Annotated in this window: 16 protein-coding genes and 1 pseudogene; 3 read left to right on the top strand and 14 right to left on the bottom strand. The window is 67.1% G+C overall.

What is annotated here, in order from left to right; translation table 11 throughout:
* Positions 1-16: 16 nt before the first annotated feature.
* Positions 17-1,645, bottom strand: coding sequence for an acyl-CoA dehydrogenase family protein (locus ACRDUX_RS37095; RefSeq protein WP_526421913.1), 1,629 nt, complete (start codon positions 1,643-1,645; stop codon positions 17-19).
* Between the two features lie 142 nt (positions 1,646-1,787).
* Between ACRDUX_RS37095 and ACRDUX_RS37100 the strand changes: the two genes are divergently transcribed.
* On the top strand, positions 1,788-2,129 hold the full coding sequence (locus ACRDUX_RS37100) for a cupin domain-containing protein (RefSeq protein WP_526421914.1): 342 nt from the start codon (positions 1,788-1,790) through the stop codon (positions 2,127-2,129).
* 14 nt (positions 2,130-2,143) lie between these two features.
* Here the strand turns inward: ACRDUX_RS37100 and ACRDUX_RS37105 are convergent.
* From ACRDUX_RS37105 to ACRDUX_RS37125, 5 genes and pseudogenes are all read right to left on the bottom strand, one after another.
* Positions 2,144-3,185, bottom strand: a pseudogene (locus ACRDUX_RS37105) (phosphatase PAP2 family protein); the annotation flags it as partial.
* A gap of 102 nt (positions 3,186-3,287) precedes the next feature.
* Positions 3,288-4,037: a deoxyribonuclease IV gene (locus ACRDUX_RS37110; protein WP_526421915.1), complete on the bottom strand. Its 750-nt coding sequence runs from the start codon at positions 4,035-4,037 to the stop codon at positions 3,288-3,290.
* Positions 4,038-4,067: 30 nt separating this feature from the next.
* Positions 4,068-5,012 (bottom strand): 1-phosphofructokinase family hexose kinase, encoded by a 945-nt coding sequence (locus ACRDUX_RS37115; protein WP_526421917.1) that lies wholly within the window; start codon positions 5,010-5,012, stop codon positions 4,068-4,070.
* Positions 5,009-5,785 (bottom strand): DeoR/GlpR family DNA-binding transcription regulator, encoded by a 777-nt coding sequence (locus tag ACRDUX_RS37120; protein ID WP_526421919.1) that lies wholly within the window; start codon positions 5,783-5,785, stop codon positions 5,009-5,011. Before ACRDUX_RS37120 ends, ACRDUX_RS37115 begins: the two co-directional genes overlap by 4 nt.
* Entirely contained in the window at positions 5,782-7,059 is a 1,278-nt protein-coding gene (locus tag ACRDUX_RS37125) for an FGGY-family carbohydrate kinase (RefSeq protein ID WP_526421921.1), read from the bottom strand. Before ACRDUX_RS37125 ends, ACRDUX_RS37120 begins: the two co-directional genes overlap by 4 nt.
* A gap of 70 nt (positions 7,060-7,129) precedes the next feature.
* Between ACRDUX_RS37125 and ACRDUX_RS37130 the strand changes: the two genes are divergently transcribed.
* Complete coding sequence (locus ACRDUX_RS37130) at positions 7,130-7,981, top strand: class II fructose-bisphosphate aldolase (RefSeq protein ID WP_526421923.1); 852 nt, start codon at positions 7,130-7,132, stop codon at positions 7,979-7,981.
* Between the two features lie 2 nt (positions 7,982-7,983).
* On the opposite strand, the gene ACRDUX_RS37135 is transcribed toward ACRDUX_RS37130, so the two are convergent.
* The 5 genes from ACRDUX_RS37135 to ACRDUX_RS37155 are packed head-to-tail and all read right to left on the bottom strand — an operon-like array spanning position 7,984 to position 12,934.
* Positions 7,984-9,027, bottom strand: coding sequence for an ABC transporter substrate-binding protein (locus ACRDUX_RS37135; RefSeq protein WP_526421925.1), 1,044 nt, complete (start codon positions 9,025-9,027; stop codon positions 7,984-7,986).
* Positions 9,017-10,120: an ABC transporter permease gene (locus ACRDUX_RS37140; protein WP_526421927.1), complete on the bottom strand. Its 1,104-nt coding sequence runs from the start codon at positions 10,118-10,120 to the stop codon at positions 9,017-9,019. Before ACRDUX_RS37140 ends, ACRDUX_RS37135 begins: the two co-directional genes overlap by 11 nt.
* On the bottom strand, positions 10,117-10,881 hold the full coding sequence (locus ACRDUX_RS37145; RefSeq protein WP_526421929.1) for an ATP-binding cassette domain-containing protein: 765 nt from the start codon (positions 10,879-10,881) through the stop codon (positions 10,117-10,119). Before ACRDUX_RS37145 ends, ACRDUX_RS37140 begins: the two co-directional genes overlap by 4 nt.
* Entirely contained in the window at positions 10,878-11,912 is a 1,035-nt protein-coding gene (locus tag ACRDUX_RS37150) for a class I mannose-6-phosphate isomerase (RefSeq protein ID WP_526421931.1), read from the bottom strand. The genes ACRDUX_RS37145 and ACRDUX_RS37150 overlap by 4 nt, the downstream gene beginning before the upstream one ends.
* Positions 11,909-12,934 (bottom strand): zinc-dependent alcohol dehydrogenase family protein, encoded by a 1,026-nt coding sequence (locus tag ACRDUX_RS37155; RefSeq protein ID WP_526421933.1) that lies wholly within the window; start codon positions 12,932-12,934, stop codon positions 11,909-11,911. Before ACRDUX_RS37155 ends, ACRDUX_RS37150 begins: the two co-directional genes overlap by 4 nt.
* A 93-nt stretch (positions 12,935-13,027) precedes the next feature.
* Here ACRDUX_RS37155 and ACRDUX_RS37160 point away from each other — a divergent pair, with 93 nt between their 5' ends.
* A complete protein-coding gene (locus ACRDUX_RS37160) occupies positions 13,028-14,107 on the top strand; it encodes a LacI family DNA-binding transcriptional regulator (protein ID WP_526421935.1) in 1,080 nt (359 codons plus the stop codon).
* Positions 14,108-14,158: 51 nt separating this feature from the next.
* Here the strand turns inward: ACRDUX_RS37160 and ACRDUX_RS37165 are convergent, their stop codons facing one another.
* The 3 genes from ACRDUX_RS37165 to rpoB all read right to left on the bottom strand — a co-directional run.
* Entirely contained in the window at positions 14,159-15,067 is a 909-nt protein-coding gene (locus ACRDUX_RS37165; RefSeq protein ID WP_526421937.1) for a type IV toxin-antitoxin system AbiEi family antitoxin, read from the bottom strand.
* A gap of 137 nt (positions 15,068-15,204) precedes the next feature.
* On the bottom strand, positions 15,205-19,155 hold the full coding sequence (locus ACRDUX_RS37170) for a DNA-directed RNA polymerase subunit beta' (RefSeq protein WP_526421939.1): 3,951 nt from the start codon (positions 19,153-19,155) through the stop codon (positions 15,205-15,207).
* A gap of 73 nt (positions 19,156-19,228) precedes the next feature.
* Positions 19,229-21,107 (bottom strand): DNA-directed RNA polymerase subunit beta (rpoB, locus tag ACRDUX_RS37175; protein WP_526421941.1); only part of this gene is annotated, 1,879 nt, incomplete at its 5' end.

Raw genomic sequence — 21,107 nt, forward strand, 5'->3', positions numbered from 1 at the left:
GGCGATGCCAGGGGGATCATCCCTTGACCAGCGCGCGCTCGATGATCGGTGACAGGTCCAGTCCGGTGGGCAGCGTGCCGAACGCACCGCCCCATTGACCGCCAAGCCTGCTGGCCAGGAACGCCTCCGCGACCGCCGGGTGGCCGTACCGCACCAGCAGGGAGCCCTGCAGCGCGAGCGAGATGTCCTCGGCCACCTTGCGAGCTCGGTACTGGATGGTCTCCAGGTCGTCGAGTTCCGCGCGCAGCGACCCCACGTGTGCGTCCAGTCGGGGATCCTGGCCCGTCGTCCCGCCCAACTCGTCGAACAGCACGTCGACACACTCCGGACGGGTTGCCATGGCGCGCAACGTATCCAGTGCGCTGACGTTGCCGGAGCCCTCCCAGATGCCCATGAGCGGCGCTTCACGGTACAGCCGCGGCATGCCCGACTCCTCGACGTAGCCGTTGCCGCCTAGACACTCCATCGCCTCGGCCGCGTGCGGGGTGGCGCGCTTGCACACCCAGTACTTGCCTGCGGCCAGGCCGATCCGACGCAGGAGGGTTTCACGTTCGTCGCCGCGCACGGCCGCATCGGTGGCGCCTGCCATCCGCATCGCCAACGTGGTGGCGGCCTCGGCTTCGACCGCGAGGTCGGCGAGCACGTTGCGCATCAGCGGTTGGTCTATCAGATACGCGCCGAACGCCTTTCGGTGCTGGGCGTGGTGGATCGCCCGCGCCAGGCCGGTCCGCATGCTGGTGGCACTGCCAAGGGTGCAGTCGAGGCGGGTGAGGTTGACCATCTCGATGATGGTCGGCACGCCGCGCCCCTCCTCGCCGACGAGCCACGCGGTCGCGCCGTCGTACTCGACCTCGCTGGATGCGTTGGCGTGGTTGCCGAGCTTGTCCTTGAGTCGCTGCAGGAACATCCGGTTGCGCGAGCCGTCGGGCAGTACGCGCGGCAGGAAGAAGCAACTCAACCCGCCCGGCGCCTGCGCGAGCACCAGGAAGACGTCGGACATCGGAGCCGACGTGAACCACTTGTGTCCGGTCAGGCCGAACGTGCCGTCGCCGTTCGGAGTCGCCTCCGTGGTGCCTGCACGGACGTCGGAGCCGCCCTGCTTCTCGGTCATCGACATCCCTGCGGTGATGCCCGCCTTGGTCGTCGGGACCCTCAGGTCGGGGTCGTAGGTCCGGCTGGTGAGCAGCGGCTCGTAGAGGGCCGACAGTTCGGGGTTGTGCCGCAGCGCGGGAACCGCGGCGTAGGTCATCGAGATCGGGCAGATGTGGCCCGCCTCCGGCGTCCACACCGACGTCTTCGCGGCGCGCACGACATGGGCCCCGACCCGGTCGTCGGCCCACGGGGCGGCGTGCAGGCCGCGGCCCACCGCCACCGTCATCAGTTCGTGGTAGGCGGGGTCGTACTCGACCTCGTCGATGCGGTGGCCGTAGCGGTCGTGGGTACGCAGCAGGGGCTGGTTGCGGTCGGCCAGCTCGCCCCAGCGCTGGGCTTGGCTGCTGCCCGACAGCGCGCCGAGCTCGAAGACCTCGTCGACGCCCCACTCGCCGCCCTCGCGGATGAGCGCCTCGGCGAGCACCGGCGACGTCGCTGGGTTGTAGTCCTCCAGCGGAGGGACCTGATTGGTGACGACGTGCGTGTCAGACATACCACCACTGTTACACTTTCTCGACAACTGCACAAGACTCGTAACAGGTCGCCCGCCCCCAATCGCGCGAGCGTGCGCGTCTGAACGCGACACGCCGTGCCCCGACGTGCGAAGGCGCACGCTCGCGAGCAAGGTGATCGGTGTGAAACCCAACTCCGTCGTGCATGCCGCGGCCATCGAGCTCGACCACGAGACGGTGCCCGCCGATCAGTCCGTCGGCGGCGTGCCGACCACGGGAGCGATTGCGCTGGACGAGTTCGGCGGTCTCGAGGTCGGGGTGTGGGAGATGACGCCAGGCGTCATGACCGACGTGGAAGCCGACGAGGTGTTCGTCGTGCTGGCCGGGTCAGCGACTGTCGAGTTCGGGGACGGCGCTCCGATGCTGCACATCGCCCGCGGCGACGTCGTCCGGTTGGCGGCGGGCGCCGAGACCGTCTGGACCGTCACCGAGACACTCCGCAAGGTGTATCTCACCGGCGGCTGACTCGAGAGACCGCTTCCGGCGCGCCTCGTAACGGACCGACGCCGTCACCACGACTGCCGCGAGCGCCCAGCCAAGCAGGATGTCGACGACGTAGTGCTCGGCGGTGTACACCAGCGTGAACGCCATGATCAGCGGATAGGCCACCAGCAGCGGCCGCCACTTGCGACGGACGCGGGTCCACAGGAATGCCGACACCGCGGCGGTCAGTCCCGCATGCAGTGAAGGAATCGCTGCGACCAGGTTGACACTGGCCTGGCCCTGATCGATCAGGGCAGTGGCCGAGTGCAGGTGCAGATTGCCCCAGCCTCGCCCGACGATGCGCTCGACCCAGGCGTTGGCACCGTCCTGGTTGGTCGACATGGCACCGAGAAGTCCCCCGTCCGCCACTCCGCGCGGCGAGCCGAACATGCACTGCGGGGCCGACGGGCCACCCGTGACGTCATCGGCCGTGCACCGGGCCGCCGCCCAAGGCGGCGCTGCCGGTATCAGCGCGTAGATCGCCAGACCCGCGAACGACAGCCCGACGAACAGTCGGACGAACGCCTTCCATTCGTTGCGGTTGCGCATCCACAGCACCGCAGCCACCACGTACGGCAGGACGAAGAACGACATGTAGACGGTGCTGATGACGACTTCCCACCACGGCGGCTGGGGCAGCTTGAGGCGTTCCTGCAGCCACACCGTCGGCATGTGCCCGAAGAACAGCCAGCGATCGGCGTCAGCCTGCCACTGCCACAGCGTCGGCCGCCCGAGCAACGTGGCGGCACCCCTGCTGAAGTCGTAGGCGAAGAGCACCAACGCAAACGGCAGCCAGTCCCTGACCACGTAAAGGACGCGACGCCCCTGACCGATGCTGGCCGCGGCCAGACCGGTGCAGATGTAGAGCAGCAACAGCTCTCGATTGAAGGCGAACCCATTGGTCGCCGTCCGATACCCCACGACAACTACCCAGACCGTCACCGCCACCCACCGCACGACACGCAGTCGCCGTTCACGCGGATCGGTAGCCGGCTCGGAATGCGTCAACGCAATTGACGACTGGTCAAGTGCGGACACACGGGCCTTTCGGAAGTCGGCAGAGGCGAACCCTCGCCGATCACCCTAGTTAACCGCTGCACAACCTGGCGTTTGAACGCCGTTTGCCTTGGAAAACCGTAATCAAACGTTGTCGCGCAGGAAGGCGATGTCGTCCTTGCGGCCCTCGTCGGAGGTCTCGCAGATGACGGGCGCGTCGGCCGCCTTCACGACCGCAACGAGAAGTTGCGGATCGATCTGGCCACTGCCGAAGTTGGCGTGCCGGTCCGCGCCCGAACCCGCCGCGTCACGGGAGTCGTTGCAGTGCACCAGGTCGATCCGTCCGGTGATGGCCTTGATCCGCTCGACGGCATCGATCAGTGCCTCACCTGCGGCCCACGCGTGGCAGGTGTCGAGACAGAACCCAATCCCCTTGTCTCCGATGTGGTCCCACAGCCGTGCAATGGTGTCGAAGTGACGTGCCATCGCGTGCTCGCCGCCCGCGGTGTTCTCGAGGTACACCGGAACGTCGGTCTTCAGACTGTCCAGCGCCTTGACCCAGCGCTCGAACCCGGCCTCCATGTCGTTGTCGTCGGCGTGGCCGCCGTGCACGATGACCGCCGTCGCACCGATCTCGGCGGCCGCGTCGCAGGTGTCCTGGAGGATCTTGCGCGACGGGATGCGCACGCGGTTGTTCGCCGACGCCACGTTGATCAGGTACGGCGCATGCACGTAGAGCGGCACGCTCGACGCACGTAGCACGTCGGCGTCCTCACGCGGCTTCGGCTTCTTCCAGCTCTGCGGGTTGCCCAGGAAGAACTGCACCACCTCGGCGCCCTCGGACTGGGCTGCGGCGAGGGGGTCTTCGTCGTGAACGTGCGAACCGATCAGCATCAGGCCAGTTTAGTGATGGGACCGACAACCTCAGGTCAGTGGCGTGCCCGCCATGGCCGGGCCGATGGTGACAGTGCGCTGCGGGTCGGGCACCCCCAGCAGCGTGCCGTCGTGTTCGACGGCGGTCGCACCGAATCGCAACGCATTGGCCAGTCCCTCGGCACCGCCGGAGGGCGCGGCGAGGAAACCGGCGAGGAATGCGTCGCCCGCCCCGACGGTGTTGACGACCCGGCCTGCGGGCGCGGTCCCGTGCAGGGCTTCTGGTAGGTCGGCGTCGACCAGAATCGCTCCGTCGCCACCGAGGCTCACCAGCACCGTACGCACGCCGCGGGCCAGCAGCACGTGTGCCGCAGCCGTCACGTCGCCGACGGTGCGCAGCGTGGCGCCGAGCGTCTCGGCGAGCTCCTCGGCGTTCGGTTTGATCAGCTGCGGCAGCCCGCCACGGGCGTTGTCCAACACGGCCTTCAGCGCGCTGCCGGACGCGTCCACCGCCACCCGCCGTCCCGCGGCGCTGGCATCGGCCACGGCGCGCGCAAGCCTGGTCGCCGGGAAACCCGTGGGCAGGCTGCCCGCCCACAGCGTCCAATCGCCCGCATCGCCGACCGCCAGCGCTGCCGCACAGAGCGCCTCGATCTCCTCACGGGACAGCGCGGGGCCTGGCTCGTTGACCTTGGTGCTGCGCCCGTCGGCTTCGACGAGGGAGAGATTGCTGCGCACCGGCTGCGCGATGGGTACGCCGACGGTGTCGAGCCCGAGGACGTGGAGCCTCTCGACGATCTCGTCACCGGTGGCGCCGCCGACCGGCAGCACGGCGCACACGTCGACGCCTGCACCGTGCAGAGCGAGCGCGACGTTGACGCCCTTTCCGCTCGGCTCCGTCATGCTGGTGGTCGCCCGATTCACGCTTCCCGGCGCGAGCCGCGGCAGGTGCAGCGTGCGGTCGAGGCTCGGGTTGGGTGTGACGGTCACGATCATCGGTCGGCCACCTCGACGGCGATGTCCGCGGCCCGCAATCGGCTTCGATGGTCTGCGGTGGCCGCGGCATCGGTGATCAGCACGTCGACGTCGGACAGGGTGGCGTGGCGCGCGAGGCTCTCGTGGCCGAACTTGCTGGAGTCGACGAGGAACACCCGCTGGCGCGCCGCGGCCAGCATCTGGTGCTTGACCGCGGCCTCCTCGGCGTCGGGCGTGGTAAGCCCACGTTCGAACGACAGGGCGTTGGTGCCAAGGAACGCCACGTCGACGTTGATCGCGGCCAACGCCTGCACGGTGAGCGCGCCGACGCCCGCCATCGTCGGCGTCCGGATCCGTCCGCCGAGCGTCACGACGGGGATGCCCCGTCGGTGCAGTGTCGCCCCGACCGGCATCGAGTTGGTGTAGACGACGAGTGCGGCTTCCGTTGGCAGTATTTCGGCGAGCGCCAGCGTGGTGGTGCCGGCGTCGAGCAGCAGTGAGGCACCGTCCGGCACGAAGTGCAGGGCCCGGTTGGCGATGGCGGACTTCTCCGCCGTCCGCTCGCCGCGGTCGGTGACGTTCGGCTCGGCGCGGCTGGGCTCCCGGGGTACGGCACCGCCGTGTACCCGTCGCAGCAGTCCGCGGGTTTCCAGGAGCGCGAGATCCTTGCGCACACTTTCGGCACTGATGCCGAAACGCACTGTCAATCGGCTACTTTCGACACGTCCCGCCTCATCGAGCAGGCGTAGCACCTCGGCGTGCCGCTCATCGGCGAACCACGTGCGCGCGGTCACGGTTCACCCAGGTGGTCGGCCACGCCGATCGCACCACGAGCTCGTGCGGCGAGGGTGGCCGCACCGAGGGTGCCCGCCTCCTCGACGGCCGAGACGTCCAGTGGTCCGAATCGAGAGGCTTTGGCGCGCATCACTTCTGCGCTGTGCCGCCATCCCCCGGTGACCACGACGCGCACCGCGGGGCCGACGACGTCGTCCATCGTGCGGTGTAGCGCCAGCGCCTCGTCGGCGGCCGCGGCCACCACCTCCCGCCACTGCGCACCGGGGCCGGCATCGGGCGCACGTTCGGCGGCGGCGTCGAGATCGGCAACGTCGGCGGGGTCGACGCCGAGCCGTTCCAGCGCACGCAGCTGCGCCAACCCACCCTCCGTGCCGCCAAGCAGACTCCAGTGCCCGGATTCGATGCTCGGGTCCGTCGTGATGCCTGCGGCCGCGAGCCTGGCTATGTCGCCGCGGGCGGGAACCGGGGCGATCGTGCGGACCAGCGCTTCGGCCGTGCCCGACGAATCCAGTTCGTGGCCGGGCGCGGTGGCGCGGGCGCCGAGGGCGGACGCCTGGTGATCGTGTCCGGCCAGCGTGAGCACGGCACCGCGAAGGAGCGGATGCACTGCCGCGGACGTGATCACACCGACCGGCACACCCGCTGCGACGAGCGGAGGCATCAGCCCGCGGGTGGCGCCCGACCAGTCGAGCGCGTCGTCCCACCAATCGCGCGCCGTCACGTCCAGCCAACCGGTGCGACCGGCCAGAGACAGCTCGAGAACCGGGTCGCCGCCAAGTCGCCGCACCACCCACCCGCCGACGTCGAAGCGAATCGTCGCGTCGCGGCTGGCCGGCTCGTGGCGCAGCAGCCAGCGGTGCTTGGTCAGCGAGAACTGGCCCCGCAGGGGCTTTCCCGCAATGCCACCGAAGGCATCGGGACCGATGGTCGCGGCGAGGTCGGCCACCTCGTCGTCGTCACGGTCGTCATGCCAGGCGATGACGGGAGCCAATGGGCGCTCGCGGGCATCGGTGAGCACCCCCGATTCGCCCATGCTGGTGATGCCGACCGCCAGGACCGACACACCCGCAGCTTGCGCCGCGAGATTCAGCGCGTCGAAGGCGCTGCGGCACAGCGTTTCCGCGTCGGTTTGCGTGCCGAACGGGCCGGTGTCCCACGACGTCGCGGCTCGCCCGGATCCGAGCACCGCGCCGTCGGCGTCGTAGATCACGGCCTTGCTCGACGTCGTGCCGACGTCGAGTCCGGCGAATGCCGCCATTTCACTCCCGCCCATTGCCTGAATTGGGTTTGCGTGGATATGGTTGCGTATCGTTGGAGGTATCGTCAAGCCCTGAAGGAGCCTCATGCCGCTGGTCGCCACGGCCGAACTCGTCGCAGGCGCCGCGAAGCGCAGCGGCGGCATCGCGGCCTTCAACGTGATCACCCTCGAGCATGCCGAGGGCATAGTCGCAGGCGCGCAACGGATGTCAGTTCCGGTGATCCTGCAGGTGAGCGAGAACACCGTGGCCTTCCACGGCGCCCTTCGCCCGCTGAGCGCCGCACTGGTCGCGCTGGCCACCGACGCCCGGGTACCGGTCAGCCTGCATCTCGATCACGTCGAGGCGCGCGATCTCTGGGAGCAGGCAGCGGCGGCCGGCTACTCGTCGGCGATGGTCGACGGCGGCGCGCTACCGTACGACGGCAACGTCGCCGTCACGGCCGAGGCCGTCGCACTACTGCACGGACAGGGCCTTGCGGTCGAGGCGGAGCTCGGCTACGTCGGAGGCAAGGACAGTCAGGCGACCAACGCGCATGCCCCCGGCGTCCGCACGGACCCAAGACAGGCTGCCGAATTCGTCAATGCGACAGGCGTTGACGCACTGGCCGTGGCGGTCGGGAGCTCACACGCCATGACCACCAGGACCGCCGAACTCGACGTCGACCTCATCGCGGCATTACGCGAGGCGGTACCCGTGCCGCTGGTTCTGCACGGCTCGTCCGGGGTGCCCGACGACACGCTGCGCGCCGCGGTGCGGGCAGGCATCGTCAAGGTGAACGTCGGGACTGCGCTCAACATCGCCTACACCGGGGCGGTGCGGACGGCGTTGACGGCCGACGGCGCAACGGAAGTCACCGACCCGCGCCGGGCATTGCGCTCGGCACGGGCCGCGATCGCCGACACCGTCGCGCACCTGCTCGACGTCGTCAGCGGCTGAGCTCAGCACTCGGACTTGTAGGCCGCGGCACCGCCTTCACCGTCGAGGTTGTCCTTGGTGATGATGGTGAAACCGGTCTGCACGTTGCGGGTGTTCTGGCCGCCGTCCAGTGCGGTCACCGCTTCGTCCACACCGAATTTGCCGATGGCGCCTGGGTCCTGAGCCACCAGTGCCTGCACGGTGCCTTCCCGCAGCGCCTTGATCTGGTTGGGTCCGGCGTCGAAGCCGACGACCTGCACCTGCCCGCTCTTGCCCGCCTGCTTGATGCCGGTGGCCGTGCCCTCGGCCGCGAACAGGTTGACCGCGAAGACGCCGACCAGATCGGGATCCCTCTGCAACTGTGCGCTGACCAACTGCGCCGCGGTGGCGGGGTCGTTGTGGTCGTACTGGATGCCGACGTAGGTGAACTTCGGGTCGGCCTTGACGGCGTCCTCGAACCCCTTCCCACGAGCGTCGGTCGTCGAGACGCCGGGCTCCAGGCCCATCACCATCACCTTGCCGCCCTCGGGATGCAGTTGCTTGATGGCGTCGAATGCCGCAGCGCCGCCGCCCTCGTTGTCACTTGCGATGGCCGACACCGCGAACGACGGATCGGTAGTGGTGGTGTCCACCAACACGACCTTGACGCCGGCCGCGGCCGCCTGCTCGAGCGGCTGCTGCAGCGCCTGAACATCGGTCGGGGCAATCAACAGCGCGTCGGGCCTGCTGGCGATGATCGAGTCGAGGATCGGCCGCTGCAGTGTGGGGTCGAACTTCTGCGGGCCCTGCGTGTTGACCGTTACGCCGAGTTTGGCGGCCTCGTCCTGCGCACCACACTGCATGGTGATGTAGAACTGGTCACCCACCACACCCTGCAGGAGCGCGATCTTGTAGTCCTTACCGGCTTTTGGCGGTGCGGTCACCGTGGTGGCGGATGCCGCCGACGACGCGCCCGCCTCCGCCGACGTCCCACTCGGCTCGGACTGCGGTTTCGACGACGTACACGCGGCCACCGGCAGTGCGAGCGTCATGACCCCCGCGACGAGCAAGAGACGCTTACGGAACATGTGCTTTCCCTTCGTTTGAACCTCGTCTGGATCCTCTGCGGTTGAAGAGGTTTCGATGTCGTGCGCTGCGCATGGCCGCCGCCCGCCGGGACTGGTCGACGTAGACGGCGGCAATCAGCACCGAACCGACCGCGACCCCCTGCCAGTACGGTTGGACGCCGACGATGACGAAGCCGGACTGGAGCACTGCCGGGATGAATAGCCCGACGAGGGTGCCGAAGACCGTGCCCTCGCCGCCAAAGATCGAGGTGCCGCCGATGACGACCGCGGCGATGACGTTGAGGTTGGTCAGCGACTGGCCCGCGATGGTCGTGGTCCCGTACTGGGCCAACGACAGGAGTGCGCCGAACCCGGCCAGGGTGCCTGCCAGCGCGTAGACGGCGATCAGGTGCCTGGTGACCTTGATACCGGTACGACGCGCGGCCTCCTGGTTGGAGCCGACGGCGTAGGTGTAACGGCCGAACCTGGTCTTGTGCAGCAGGATTGCGCCAACGATCACGACGATCAGCGCGACGAACGGCAGACCGGGGATGCCAAGTACCTTGACGTAGGCACTGAAGTCGGTCAGTTCATTGGGCACCGAGCGGATGTCGATGCCGCCGGTCAGCACCTGCGCCAAACCCAGTGCCACCGAGAGCGTTCCGAGGGTGACGATCAGCGCGGGCACCCTGGCCTTGGCGACCAGTACCCCGTTGATGGCACCCCACGCCATCCCGCTGAGCACGGCGGCCACCAGACCCGCGGCAGCCACGCCGGGGCCGCTGCCCCCCATGGCATCCATCACCTTCGCCGCGACCACGGACGAGAACACCAGCACGGATCCGACGGACAGGTCGATGCCCGAGGTGATGATCACGAACGTCATACCGACGCCGAGAACCGCCCACACGGCCACGTTCTGGGAGATCAGCGAGAAGTTTCCCGTCGAGAGGAAGCGGTCACCCGCGACGACGGAGAACAGCAGGCAGATGACGATCAGGACGCCCAGAATCCAGAATGCCTGCAGGCCAAGGACTCGCTTCAACAGCGACTCGTCGCCGTCGTCGGTCCCGCCCGTGACGTCGACCGAGGGCTGGTTCGCGATGGTGCTCACGCTGCGCTCTCCCGTCCGTCCAGCGCACCGGTCATCGCCCCGACCAATGTCTCGACGCTGGTGTCACTTCCGGAGTAGGTGGCCACCCGGCGGCCGAGCCGCAGCACCTGGATCCGATCGCAGATTTCGAGGACGTGCGGCATCGAGTGGCTGATGAAGACCACCGCGATGCCCTTGTCGCGCACCCGCTTCACCGACTCCAGCACGTTCTTGGTCTGCACCACTCCGAGCGCAGCGGTCGGCTCGTCGAGGATCACGACCCTGTCCGCCCACGCGATGGCGCGCGCGATGGCGATGCCCTGACGCTGACCGCCGGACATCGACCCGACGGGGGTGTTCAGCGATCGCACCGTGGCGCCGAGCTCCTTGAACGACTCGGCGGCTTGGCTGCGCATCTGCTTCTCGTCGAGAAATCCGAGCTTGCCGAGCACGCCCTTGCGGCTGATCTCCCTGCCGAGGAACACATTCTGCACGGGGTTGAGATGCGGCGCGAGGGCCAGGTCCTGGTACACGACCTCGATCCCGAGGTCATTGGCATCGCGAGGGCTGGACAGCCGCACCGGGGAGCCATCGAAGTAGATCTCGCCCTCGTCGAGGTCGAGGCTGCCCGAAAGCGCCTTGATGAGTGTCGATTTCCCAGCGCCGTTGTCGCCGATCAGCCCGACCACCTCACCGGGCTCGATGTCGAAGTCGGCGCCGTCGAGGGCGCGGACGTGACCGAAACTCCGCGAGATTCCCCGCGCCTCCAGCAGTGCGGTCATGGAGTGCCTTCCGTGCCGTGCGGTCGATTGGGTGGCCAGGTGGTACCTGGCCTGCAGACGAGCAGCCGGGCGTCACCGTCGACGTGCCAGCTTCCAGCGGCTGCGGGGATGACGAGCGCCTGCCCGGCACCGACGTCGAGTGGTGCGCCGTGCGTGGAGATGACGGCACCTGAACCGGCCAGCACCACGGCGACGGCGAACCCGGCAGAAACCTCGGCACCCGCCGTCAGCAGCTCCATGCGGAAGTAGGGCGCGGCGGCGGGGGGCAACACGGCCACCAACTCGGCGGCGCCGGCGCAGGCGTGCCGCATCAGCAGCCCCGGGTCGGGCAGAGCGGCGGTGTCGACGACCGACAGTGCCGTGTCACGATCCAGCCCGAGGAACACCTCGGCATCCGTCGCGGTGGTGTTGGTGCGCTCCAGCAGGATTGACTGATCGGTGGGTTCCTGTGCCTCGACGAGGAGCACGCCTGCGCCAATCGCGTGCGGCGTGCCGCCGGGCACCAGGACGCCGTCACCGGCGCGCACCGGGATTCGGTGCATCAGCGCCAGCATCGCCTCGGTGTCCTGCTCGTCGACGAGCCTGCGGACGTGCTCCTGGTCCACGTCCTCGCGCCACCCGACCCAGACTGCCGCGTCAGCGCCCGCCTGCAATACGTACCAGGCCTCGGTCTTGCCGTAGGCGCAGCCGAGATGGCGAGCTGCGTAGTCGCGGGTGGGATGCACGTGAACCGGCAGACGCTGGCCCGCGTCGAGAAGCTTCACCAGCACTCCGGTGTCACCCGGCTCGCCGTCGTCGCGCCCCAGCCAGGCGATCGGGTCGGTCCGAATCGCGTCGACCAGACGAGTTCCGTCGGCGAGATGGGCTGGCCCGCGGTCGGGTTCGCCGAATCGCGCGACCGTGGCGCCGATCCACTCCTCGGGGCAACGGTCCCCGACCGGGGGTAGCCCTCGCCAAGAGGCCAACGCGGGGCCGCCTGCGTACCAGTGTTCGATGACGTTGGGCGGCAACAGTTGTGGCTCTGGACTCATGGCACGATCACCACCTTGTGGGCGGTCGGTTCGCTGCGCAGCGTCTCCAGCGCGAGGCCGTAGTCGTCGAGGGAGAAGCGATGGGTGACGATGCCGTCGGTGCGGACCCGGCCGCCGCGCAGCGCGTCGATGGCAGCGCCGAACGACGTCATCTCGGCGAACGAGCCCCTGATGGTGATCTCCCGACGAAACACGTCGAACGGGCGGAACCGCACGACGTCGTCGTCGCGGGTGACCCCGTAGATCAGCACCGTCCCACCGCGACGGGTGAGCGGCACGCAGATGTCACCCACCACGGGCGAACCCGTCGCCTCGACGACGGCGTCGTATCCGTCGCCGTGGGGTGAGGCCGCCAGCAATGCGGCGACGTTGCCGTCCGGATCGTCACGCGCGATGCGCACGGTGCGGTCCACCCCGAGACGGCTCGCGGTGTCGAGCTTGAACTGGCTGGGCCCCGCGACCGTCACCGACGACGCGCCACCGGTAGCGATCAGCTGCGCCAGCAGCAGGCCGGTCGGTCCTGCGCCGAGGACCAAGGCGCTGCCGCCCGGGCGCATCTGCAGGGACTCCAGGCCGTGCATCGCGCACGACGTCGGTTCACTGAACACTGCCGTCTCGACGGGAAGGCCCTCGGTGGAGAAGACCAGCCGGTGATCGGCGATCGCGTACTCGGCGAAGAACCCACCGATATTGGTGCCGTATCCCAGCATGTCAGCGCACTGGCCGAGGCGGCCCGCCAGGCAGTAGGGGCATTGTCCGCAGTACACGTTCGGGTTGACGGTGACCTGCTCACCGATCCGGAACCGGGTCACGCCCTCGCCGAGCTGGTCGACGACACCCACCAGCTCGTGCCCAGGCACCAGGGGGAACACGGCGCCGAATTCGCCTTCGTGGATGTGGAGGTCGGTGCCGCAGACCCCTACCTGGCCGACCTTGATGCGCACCTGCCCCGGTGCCGCCTCCGGCGTCGGGACGTCGGTAACCGACCACGTCTTAGGGGCCTCGTAGTAAACGGCCTTCATCCCTCTGCGGTTTCCTCGTCCTTGAGTCCGTTGCTGTTACCTGCGTCACGCTTCGAGGCCAGACGGTACGCCATTTCGGCTCGTATGTCACCGGTGTCAGAGAACTTCCGCCGCGACTCTGACATCGGTGACATACTGACCGCCGACTCTGAAGAGGAGGCGGCGATGTCGACCATGCGTGACGTGGCCCAGCAGGCCGGCGTCAGTGCGAAGACCGTCTCCCGCGTGGTCAACAACGACCGCTACGTGTCCGCCGACGTCCGGATGCGGGTCGAGCGCGCGATCGAAGAACTGCAATACGTGCCCAACATGCTGGCCGTCACGTTCCGCACGGGCCGCGACGCTGCGATCGGGGTAGCGGTACCCGGTGTGGGCGATCCGTTCTTCGCGGGCGTCATCAGTGCCGTGGAGCGGGAGGCGAGCCGCCGGGGTGTCGCCGTGATCGTCACCAGCGTCGGCTGGGAGCCGTCTCACGAGCGGCAGTCCATCGAAGCGGTGCTGCACCGCAGGGTCGCGGGCATGATCATCTGCCCCGTCGGACCGGACATGTCGTTCCTTCGCCCATGGCAGGCGCGTGCGCCGCTGGTGTTCGTCGACCGGGTGCCCGCCAAGCTCACCGCCGACGCGGTGGTTCAAGACGACGTCGGCGGAGGCCGACTGGCGACCGCGCACTTGATCGCCCATGGCCACCGGCGCATCGCGTTCTTGGGCGATGACGTGGTCACCGGGGTTCTGCGCCTCAAGGGTTGCAGACAGGCGCTGGCCGATGCTGGCCTATCGCATGCCGACACACTCGTACACCTCGGCGAGGTCGACACCCCGACCGTCACGGCCGCGCTGCGTCGGATACTCGCCGAACCCGACCCGCCGACGGCGGTGTTCTCGTCCAATGCGCGCTGCACGGTGTCGGTGGTGTCGGCGCTGCAGGCGTTGCGGCGCAATGACATTGCGATCGTCGGCTTCGGTGACTTCCCGACCGCCGCGGCGCTGGTGCCGGCCATCACGGTGATCGATCAGGACGGCGAGGAAATGGGACGCTTCGCCGCCGAGCGTCTCTTCGACCGACTCGACCACCCCGGCCGAAAGCTACGGCGTCGCAACGTGCTTCCGGTCTCGTTGGTGACTCGGACGTCGTGCGCGATGCCGGGCGAGAACGTTCGCCCCGGACACTGACCCACCACATTTCCCGCGAGCAGACGCAAACCTGCCTATTTTTTACGGATTTTAGGCAGGTTTATGTCTGCTCAGCCGGCTAAACGAGACGGTAGAACGGTCGAGGTGGTAATTGATCCGGGCGACGAGTTCCGCTGGATGCTCACGGACGTCGTCGACCACCAGCGGGACGGTCGTCCAGCCGCACTCCTGCAGCCGAGCTGTCTTCATTCGGTCATGCTTGAGAGCCTCGGCGCTGGCATGCCATTCCATGCTTTCGTACTCGGCCACCAATCGTGCGTCCGGCCAAGCGAAGTCGACGCGCCACAACTTGCCGTGTCGATCGATGATCTCGTACTGCAGTTCCGGCAGCGGCAGTCTTCTGTCGATGAACACCAGCCGCGCCTCACTCTCCATCGGCGACTCGGCGCGGCCATCGGCATGGTCGATGAGCTCGCGAACCTTGACGATGCCGCGGCGGCCCTTCTGCTCGTCGATCGCCGCACGAAGATCCGCGACGGTGGCGCACTGCTTGAACAGCACCACGTCGAGCACGGCCAGCGCGCGCGGCCGTCGAACTGTCCGAGCGATCTCGACGGCCGTCCATGCCGGCGCCGTCGCCAACCGACCGTCAATCTTCTTCAGTGGAGCGCCAATTCGTTGATGCACCATCAACTCGGCCGACGGTCGGATCCGCACTCCGGGATCGAGAATGTGCACCCGATCATCGGACTCGGTGTCGAAGCCGTACAACTGAGCAGCGGTATGCATGCACGCGACGATGTCCTGGCCCGACAGCAGATCCACCGCGGCGAGCTTCGCCAACGTGTCGGGCGGACGCTGCGCGTACACCCCGTGCGTGACTCGGAACAGCCTGCCATCGCGGATCCGCCTGGCAAGAGTGCGGTAAGTCATCACGGCGAGCAGCTGCTGCGTCGTCGCAACACCACCATGAACGGTGAAAACCTCGTCGAGCGACATACCTGGGATGTTCGGCGGCGACGCCGTTTTCGCCAAATGTCTGGGCCGAGAGCCTGTGGATAACTCGCCCAGCAGACACAAAACTGCCCCAAATCCGAAGAAATGGGGCAGTTTTGTGTCTGCTCGCGCAGAAAGGGTTACCGGTAGTCGCTGAATCCGTAATCGTCCAGCGGCACGGCTTGGCCTGCACCCTGACCGAAGTCCGGGCTGTAGTACTGATCCTCGTAGGACGGGATCGTGTACGCGGCCGCCCGAGCTTCCTCGGTGGGCTGCACCGTGATGTTGCGGTAGCGGCTGATGCCGGTACCTGCCGGGATCAGCTTGCCGATGATCACGTTCTCCTTCAGACCGTTGAGCCTGTCGCTGCGGCAGTTGATCGCCGCATCGGTCAGAACACGCGTGGTCTCCTGGAACGACGCCGCCGACAACCACGAATCCGTGGCCAGCGATGCCTTCGTGATACCCATCAGCACCGGACGTCCGGCCGCGGGCTCGCCACCCTCGGCCACGACGCGACGGTTCGCCGACTCGAACTCCGCACGCTCTGTCAGCGATCCGGGCAGGAACTCCGTCGAGCCCGAATCGATGATGGTCACGCGACGCAGCATCTGCCGCACGATGACCTCGATGTGCTTGTCGTGGATCGACACACCCTGAGCGCGGTAGACCTCCTGGACCTCCTTGACGAGGTGGATCTGCACCTCGCGGGGACCCTGGACGCGCAGCACCTCGTGCGGGTTGGCCGAGCCTTCCATCAGCTGCTGGCCCACCTCGACGTGGTCACCATCGGTCAGCAAGCGCTCGGAGCCGTCCTCGTGCTTGAACACCTTCAGGCGCTGACGACGGGTGAGCTTCTCGTAGACGACTTCCTCGCCACCGTCATCCGGGACGATCGTCATCTTGTAGAACTTCTCGCCTACTTCGATGTTGACCCGACCCGTGACGTCCGCGATCGGAGCGGTGTTGCGGGGCACGCGGGCCTCGAACAGCTCCTGCACACGAGGAAGACCACCGGTGATGTCCTCACCGACGCCGCCCTCCTGCTTGAACGTACGCATGGTCAGCTGCGTGCCTGGCTCACCGATGGACTGCGCGGCGACGATGCCGACCGCCTCACCGATGTCGACCAGCTTGCCGGTGGCCATCGAGCGGCCGTAGCACGTGGCGCAGACGCCGGTACCCGTCGTACAGGTCAGCACCGAACGCACCTTGACCTCGGTGATGCCTGCGGCGAGCAGTGCGTCGATCGACGGATCGCCCAGATCGTGCCCACGTTCGACGACGACGTTGCCGCTCGCGTCGACCGCATCCACGGCCAGCGTCCGCGCATACGTCGAGGTCTCGACGTGCGCATCGCGGGTCAGGGTGCCGTCGGCCTCCACCATGGCGATCGTCGTCATGATGCCGCGCTCGGTCTCGCAATCGTGCTCGCGCACGATGACGTCCTGCGACACGTCGACCAGACGACGGGTCAGGTAACCCGAGTCCGCGGTACGAAGCGCGGTGTCGGCCAGACCCTTTCGAGCGCTGTGCGTGTTGATGAAGTACTCCAACACGGTCAGGCCCTCACGGAAGGACGACTTGATGGGACGCGGGATGAACTCACCCTTCGGGTTCGTCACCAGGCCCTTCATGCCGGCCAGGGTGCGCGTCTGGTTGAACGTACCGGTGGCGCCGGAGTCGATCAGCTGGATGATCGAGTTCGACGACGGGTAGTGATCCCGCAAGGCGTTACCGACCTCTTCGGTGGCTTCCTTCCAGATCTTCACCAACGCGTCGGTCCGCTCGGGCTTGTTCAGCGCGCCTCGCTGGTACTTCTTCTCGATGGCGTCGGCCTGCTGCTCGTAACCCTCGAGGATCTCGGCCTTGTTCGGCGGAACCAGCACGTCGGACATCGAGATGGTGACACCCGAACGCGTAGCCCAGTGGAAGCCGGCGTCCTTGAGCTTGTCGACGGTCTGCGCAACGACGATCATCGGGTAGCGCTCGGCGAGATCGTTGATGATCGACGCCTGCACCTTCTTGTGCATCTGCTTGTTGACGAAGGGATAGCCCCTCGGCAGCAGCTCGTTGAACAGCACCCGGCCCAGGGTGGTCTCGGCCAACCAGGGGTCGCCCATCTTCCAGCCGTCGGGGAACAACGCGGCCTGGACGTCGGCAGGCGGGCGCAGATGCGTCAGCCGAACCTTGATCTTGGCCCGAACGCTCAGCGCGCCACGGTCAACGGCCATTTGGGCCTCGGCGGGCGAGCTGTACACGCCGGTCTCGGCGTGATCCTTCGCGGCCGCCGTGCCCTCACCCAGGTCACCGTCGATCTCGGTGGTCAGGAAGAACAGACCCGTCACCATGTCCAGACGCGGCATGGCCAACGGACGGCCCGACGCGGGAGACAGGATGTTGTTCGACGACAGCATCAGGATGCGTGCCTCGGCCTGCGCCTCGGCGGACAGCGGCAGGTGGACTGCCATCTGGTCACCGTCGAAGTCGGCGTTGAACGCCTCACAGACCAGCGGGTGCAGCTGGATTGCCTTGCCTTCCACCAGCTGCGGCTCGAAGGCCTGAATACCGAGGCGGTGCAGCGTTGGTGCGCGGTTCAGCAGCACGGGGTGCTCGGAGATGACCTCTTCGAGGACGTCCCACACCTGCGGGCGCTGACGCTCCACCATCCGCTTGGCGCTCTTGATGTTCTGCGCGTGGTTCAGGTCGACCAGACGCTTCATCACGAACGGCTTGAACAGCTCGAGTGCCATCAGCTTGGGCAGACCGCACTGATGCAGCTTGAGCTGCGGGCCGACGACGATGACCGAACGGCCCGAGTAGTCGACGCGCTTGCCGAGCAGGTTCTGACGGAACCGACCCTGCTTGCCCTTCAGCAGATCGGACAGCGACTTGAGCGGACGGTTGCCCGGCCCCGTGACGGGCCGGCCACGACGGCCGTTGTCGAAGAGCGCGTCCACGGACTCCTGCAGCATCCGCTTCTCGTTGTTGACGATGATCTCGGGAGCACCGAGGTCGATCAGTCGCTTGAGACGGTTGTTGCGGTTGATCACGCGGCGGTACAGATCGTTCAGGTCGGAGGTGGCGAACCGGCCACCGTCGAGCTGGACCATCGGGCGCAGTTCCGGCGGGATCACCGGAACGGCGTCGAGCACCATGCCCATGGGCGAGTTGCGGTTCATCTGGAACGCGGCGACGACCTTGAGTCGCTTGAGGGCGCGAAGCTTCTTCTGGCCCTTGCCGTTCTTGATGGTGTCGCGCAGGCTCTCGGCCTCGGCATCGATGTCGAAGTTCTCGATGAGCTTCTTGATCGACTCCGCGCCCATGGCGCCGTTGAAGTACTCGCCGTAGCGATCGATGATCTCGCGGTAGAGCAACTCGTCGACGATCAGCTGCTTGGGAGCCAGCTTGACGAACGTCGTCCAGACCTCGTCCAGACGATCCAGCTCGCGCTGGGCCCGGTCGCGGAGCTGACGCATCTCGCGCTCGCCGCCGTCACGAACCTTGCGGCGGACGTCGGACTTGGCCCCGTCGCGCTCGAGCTCGGCCATGTCGGCCTCGAGCTTCTGGCTACGCTCCGCCAGATCGAGATCGCGCTGATCCTCGACCGCCTTCTTCTCGACGACCATCTCGGCCTCGAGCGTGGACAGGTCGTTGTGGCGCTGTTCGGTGTCGACCGAGGTGATCACGTACGCCGCGAAGTAGATGATCTTCTCGAGATCCTTCGGGGCGAGGTCCAGCAGGTAGCCAAGACGTGACGGAACACCCTTGAAGTACCAGATGTGCGTGACGGGTGCGGCCAGTTCGATGTGGCCCATCCGCTCACGACGCACCTTGGCGCGAGTGACCTCGACGCCGCAGCGCTCACAGACGATGCCCTTGAAGCGCACGCGCTTGTACTTGCCGCAGTAGCACTCCCAGTCGCGAGTAGGTCCGAAGATCTTCTCGCAGAACAGGCCGTCCTTCTCTGGCTTGAGCGTGCGGTAGTTGATGGTCTCCGGCTTCTTTACTTCGCCGTAGGACCAGTTGCGGATGTCATCCGCAGTGGCGAGGCCAATGCGGAGTTCATCGAAGAAGTTGACGTCGAGCACGTAACTCCCTTTCCCCTTGCGGGACTAGATGACTATCAATCAAAACGCGGGACGCTGAGCCCCCGAACAACAATTAAGCGAGATCCTCGACCGACGGAGATTCGTTGCGGGACAAGTTGATTCCCAGGTTCGCGGCAGCGCGTTCCAGGTCCTCGTCATCGCTGTCACGCATTTCGATCGCGTGGCCCTCACTCGACAGCACCTCGACGTTGAGGCACAGCGACTGAAGCTCCTTGAGCAACACCTTGAACGACTCCGGAATACCGGGCTCGGGGATGTTCTCGCCCTTGACGATCGCCTCGTAGACCTTGACGCGGCCGACGGTGTCGTCGGACTTGATGGTCAAGAGCTCCTGCAGCGTGTACGCCGCGCCGTAGGCCTGCATGGCCCAGCACTCCATCTCACCGAACCGCTGACCACCGAACTGCGCCTTACCACCGAGCGGCTGCTGGGTGATCATCGAGTACGGGCCGGTGGAGCGGGCGTGGATCTTGTCGTCCACCAAGTGGTGCAGCTTCAGGATGTACATGTAGCCAACCGTCACCGGGTACGGGAACGGCTCGCCACTGCGGCCATCGAACAACTGCGACTTGCCGTCGGCATCGACCAACACGTCGCCGTCGCGGTTGGGCAACGTCGACCCGAGCAGACCCTGCAGCTCGTTCTCACGGGCACCGTCGAAGACGGGCGTGGAGACGATGCTGTCCGGCTCCGACGACAGCAGGTTGTCGGGCAGGTTGCTCGCCCACTCGGGCGTGCCGTCTGCGACGTTGATGTTCCAGCCGGCCTTGGCGACCCAGCCCAGGTGCGTCTCGAGGATCTGGCCGATGTTCATCCGTCGCGGCACACCGTGCGTGTTCAGGATGATGTCGACCGGCGTGCCGTCCGGCATGAACGGCATGTCCTCGATCGGCAGGATCTTGCCGATGACGCCCTTGTTGCCGTGGCGTCCGGCGAGCTTGTCACCGTCGGAGATCTTGCGCTTCTGGGCCACGTAGACGCGGACCAGCTCGTTGACGCCGGCGGGCAGCTCGTCGTCCTCCTCGCGGGAGAACATCCGCACACCGATGACCTTGCCGGACTCGCCGTGGGGAACCTTCAGCGACGTGTCGCGGACCTCGCGGGCCTTCTCACCGAAGATGGCACGCAGAAGGCGCTCCTCCGGGGTGAGCTCGGTCTCGCCCTTCGGCGTGACCTTGCCAACCAGGATGTCGCCGTCGCGGACCTCGGCGCCGATGCGGACGATGCCGCGCTCGTCAAGGTCGGCGAGCACCTCGTCGGAGACGTTCGGGATGTCCCGCGTGATCTCCTCGGCGCCCAGCTTGGTGTCGCGGGCGTCGATTTCATGCTCTTCGATGTGGATCGAGGTGAGCACGTCCTCTTCGACCAGACGCTGGGACAGGATGATCGCGTCCTCGTAGTTGTGACCCTCCCACGGCATGATCGCGACGAGCAGGTTCTTGCCCAACGCCATCTCACCGTTCTCGGTGCACGGACCGTCGGCGATGACCTGACCCGACTCGACGCGCTGCCCGGCGTCCACGATCGGACGCTGGTTGGCGCACGTGCCGTGGTTGGAGCGGGCGAACTTGCGCATCCGGTAGGTGTGCCGGGTGCCGTCGTCGGCCATCACGGTGATGTAGTCGGCGGACACCTCCTCGATGACGCCTGCCTTGGTGGCGACGATGACGTCGCCGGCATCGATCGCGGCACGCAGTTCCATGCCGGTACCGACCAGCGGCGCCTCGCTGCGCACCAGTGGAACAGCCTGGCGCTGCATGTTGGCACCCATGAGGGCACGGTTGGCGTCGTCGTGCTCGAGGAACGGGATCATGGCCGTCGCGACCGACACCATCTGGCGCGGCGAGACGTCCATGTAGTCCACGTCATTGGGCGAGACGTTCTCGACCTCGCCACCCTTACGCCGGACCAGGATGCGATCCTCGGTGAAC

Source organism: Mycobacterium sp., assembly GCF_050701675.1.
In the GTDB taxonomy this organism is placed as follows: Bacteria; Actinomycetota; Actinomycetes; order Mycobacteriales; family Mycobacteriaceae; genus Mycobacterium.